1 protein-coding gene is annotated in these 546 nt (G+C 74.2%); it reads right to left on the reverse strand.

What is annotated here, in order from left to right; genetic code table 11:
* Positions 1 to 84 precede the first annotated feature (84 nt).
* On the reverse strand, positions 85 to 546 hold a 462-nt coding region (locus tag FRW57_RS22735; RefSeq protein ID WP_152187149.1), incomplete at its 5' end, for a Maf family protein.

A 546-nucleotide genomic window follows, 5' to 3' on the forward strand; every position in this document is an offset into this window, starting at 1 on the left:
CGGCCGGCTGTCGCACGGCTCCTGCCCAGCCCTTCGCCGGCGCCGGCGGTCCTGTTCCGGGCCACCGGCACCCCCAGGGGCCGGTCACGCGTCGGGAGGGCCGACCAGCTCGAACCAGCCGACCCCGACGTCCCTCAACAGGTCGCGCAGCAAGGGCAGGCTGAGCCCGACCACCGTGTGGTGGTCTCCCTCGATGCTGGCGACGAACGCCCCGCCGAGACCGTCGATGGTGAACGCCCCTGCCACGCGCAAGGGTTCACCGGTTGCGACATACGCCTCGATCTCCGCGTCGGACAGGTCGGCGAAGTGCACGGTCGTGGAGCTCACCGCGCCGATGGTGGCGCCGGTGCCACCATCGGCCGGGTCACGGTCGTCCACCAGCCAGTGGCCGCTGTGCAGGACGCCGGACCGCCCCCGCATCCGCCGCCACCGAGCGACGGCTTCCGCACTGTCCGTGGGCTTGCCGTGCGCCTCACCGTCGAGCTCGAGCACCGAGTCGCAGCCGAGCACGAGCGCGTCCGCCGGCGCGTCGGCGGGGCCCCCGTC

It is taken from the genome of Segeticoccus rhizosphaerae (genome assembly GCF_009192725.1).
GTDB lineage: Bacteria > Actinomycetota > Actinomycetes > Actinomycetales > Dermatophilaceae > Segeticoccus > Segeticoccus rhizosphaerae.